Below are 3,127 nucleotides of genomic sequence, written 5' to 3'. Positions count from 1 at the left end.
CGGGGATCACCGCGCGTGACAGCTGTCGGCTGTCCGCTTTCTGGATCCCTTCCTGTACGGCGGTCTCTTTCAGTCGGGCCAGGAAATACTCATACAGCAGCCGGACCGCTTCGGCTTCGCGGACCAGCTGTTGCAGCGTGATCAGATCCGCATTCCGTTGTGCGATCTGCTGACCCAAATCTTCGGCCGATTGCGTCAGTGCCTGAACCTGCTGCGCCGCCCGCTGCGCCTCGAGCGCTGTTCGTGCGACCAGGCGCTGATAAGCGGTGTCGAACGCGGCTTCGCCGGTGTCGGAGTCGTCGATCTGCGCGTACAGGCGCTGCAACTGCGGATCCTGACCGGCTTCGGCCTGCGCCGCGCGACTATCCGCGGCCTCCAGCAGGTCGTACCGGGTCTGAGCGGCAACGCGGGTCGCCTCGGCCGACACGCTGCGCTCGCGCAGTTCTTTCAGCTGGACTTCCTGCAACTGCAAGGCCTCGGGCGAGATCAGGGCAGTTGTCGCGTTGAATTCGTTGACCTTCGCTTCCGCGGTTTCCAGCTCGACCTGCAGCTCGGCCACACGGTCGGTCAGCCATTCGGTCGCCTGTTCGGTGGCTTCGAACTTCACCTCAATCTGGTTCAGGACGTAAAGCTCGACAATCGTGTCTGCGATCAGGGCGGATTTGCGCGCCGATTCCGTCTCGACCGTCACCTCGAAGACCAGACTTTGCCGCACGTTGCGGGTCGAGACTTTCCGGAGCAGGGCCGTAATCACGCTGTCCCGGGTGCGCTGCCTGGCCAGATCCTCCGGCTCCTGGGCGGGGCTGCCTCCGGTGCCCAGAGCGGACTTGAGAAACTCTTTCGCGCCGTCGAGCGCCGAGACCGGTTGAAGCGCGGCATTGAACTCGGGGTCCGACACCAGATCCAGCTTGTCCACAACCTTGCCCATCAGGCCCCGCGACTGCAGAACCTCAAGTTCTGAATTGACCTCGGCCGTATCTCCGGCCAGACCACCCACCACGCTTTGCAGATCGATCACGCTGGCCTGCTCGGTTTCCAGCATGACCACAGCCGTGGACCGGTATAGCGGCACCGCGGCAACAAACGCGTAATACACCCCAAGCAGGATCGCCGCAGCGGTTGTCAGGGCAATGATCCACTTGCCGCGCCACAACGTGCCCATCAAGGCACCCAGGTCGATCGTGTCGTCCTCGGGCGCATCACTCACTTGCGGGCGGCCGGGGTTGAAAGGCCCGTCGTGTATCGGCGTTTGCTTCATGTCAGAAATACAATCCCAAATGACAATATACGCAATCCACGTGCGCGTGCGCTCTCTACACCGCTCAGGTCTATAAATAAAGATCCCTAAACCGCCCGACCGACCACAACCGGACACACGCACAAAGCGCCCGGACAGGCCCCGCAATACGCGCCTCAAAAACCGCGCAACGTCAGAGCAAAAACACCCATAACCACACGCACATCACAACAGACATCGGGGCCGCTCAAACCCAGCCCCCAAACAACACGGCAATCAATGCTATCGGCTGTTTGTCGGGCGGGTTGGGGCAAACCAGATGAACGCTCCGCCTTGAAATGAACCCGGAGTTCCCAAGTCCGGATCGGGCCAACAGGGGATGCCTAAATGGTGGCATGCAACAGCCGCATTCGCTGGGAATGGGGTCCAAATCATCGCACTCCGCAGGGTCACGTAACGACAGGATGGGAAACCGGGTAGGTACCAATTTTCCGTTTCCCTCGAAGCAACCGCATACCAGCTCAGAGGGGCCAAATGGCAGAAGGTCTTGCAAGAAGCCTGTTGGCCTAGGGTGTTTGATCCGTCGTTCGCCCAACTGGTTCGGGCGCTACTTCAACCAGCTATGGAATGATCGCAACGTATTCCAATTTTTTAATAGCAAGGCAACCATTTTTTCCGAACCTCTGCCGATAGGTCAATCAAACGGTCGGCGCACGTTTTTTGAGCGATGGTTTATGTCAACTGGATGACAACAATGAGAATTTGCAACTAATTTGATTCAAAGTGGTTGACTGGTGTTCGGAACAGTTAATAAAAGCCCAATCAAGAAACGGTGCAATTCTTGCGTGTTTAAAATCCGACAGTGCTAAGGTTATTGAGCAGGTATGTTTGATTCTAATTTTTCTGACCGGGAGACTCCGAACCTGGTCGACTATCCTCGCTCTGAAACCCCCACTTCCGGCATCGCATTCAACTTTGCAAAGCGGGCGTTTGATCTAGTCGTGAGCACGCTTGTGTTGCTGCCGCTCGCGGTTCTGTGCGGGATCGTCCTGCTTATCCTGAACCCGTTCTGGAACAAAGGCCCGCTGTTTTTCTTGCAAGAACGTATGGGCCGGAATTGCGAGCCATTCACCGCATACAAGTTTCGCTCAATGCGCCCGGCTGAGAAGATCGAGCGCAGTGCGGACTGCCCTTTGGAAGAAGACAGAATTACGACGCTTGGCCGTTTCCTGCGCAAGTCCCGCCTGGATGAGTTGCCGCAAATTATTAATGTTATCAAAGGCGAAATGAGCCTGGTCGGCCCTCGCCCGGACTACATAGAACATGCCCGAAACTATTTGACACAAGTGCCGGGTTACCAAGAACGTCATGGCGTGCGCCCTGGCATCAGCGGCTGGGCACAGGTTGAGTTGGGATACATCGAAGGCACGGATGCAACTCGCCGGAAAGTGCAGGCAGACCTGTATTATATCGCCAATGCCGGTTTGGCGATGGAGGCGCGAATCGTCTGGAAGACCCTGGCTGTCATGTTGCGTCGCGGCGGCGCGTAATCAGATTTCAGGTTTGAGATTCACCCGGAGATCTGGAGCATCATTTGTTTCAGTCGCCGGTAGATGCCTGAGATACCAAGCGAACAGCTTGTAATTTGAGTCTTTTAGGAGGCCTTGATGCCGCGGCTCACGGGGTGAGCGAAAAATTTCTGCACAATATATCACCTTAAAGGTGTATATATCACCACATTCTAACTTTCGAATTAATTGTTGAATTGCATTTTGAGCACATTTTTTATTGAACGTTTATTTTGGTGGATTTGTCGCGGGACGTTATTTTGGAAAGTCGCTAGTCAGTCGCAAAAAAGTGACATGTTGACGTGAAGATTCGAGCGGTATC

2 protein-coding genes are annotated in these 3,127 nt (G+C 56.0%); one reads left to right on the top strand and one right to left on the bottom strand.

The annotated features are described in order from the left end of the window. The coding region (locus tag MHN28_RS24640; RefSeq protein ID WP_239345679.1) for a GumC family protein at window positions 1-1,258 on the bottom strand (1,258 nt) is incomplete at its 3' end. Window positions 1,259-2,160: 902 nt separating this feature from the next. Here MHN28_RS24640 and MHN28_RS24635 point away from each other — a divergent pair. Beyond that, entirely contained in the window at window positions 2,161-2,787 is a 627-nt protein-coding gene (locus MHN28_RS24635; RefSeq protein WP_255733671.1) for a sugar transferase, read from the top strand. Window positions 2,788-3,127: the final 340 nt, after the last annotated feature.

The organism is Ruegeria sp. Ofav3-42 (assembly GCF_022347725.1).
In the GTDB taxonomy this organism is placed as follows: domain Bacteria; phylum Pseudomonadota; class Alphaproteobacteria; order Rhodobacterales; family Rhodobacteraceae; genus Ruegeria.
Note: the sequence above shows the minus strand (reverse complement) of the source record. Positions and strands in the feature narration are given on the sequence as shown.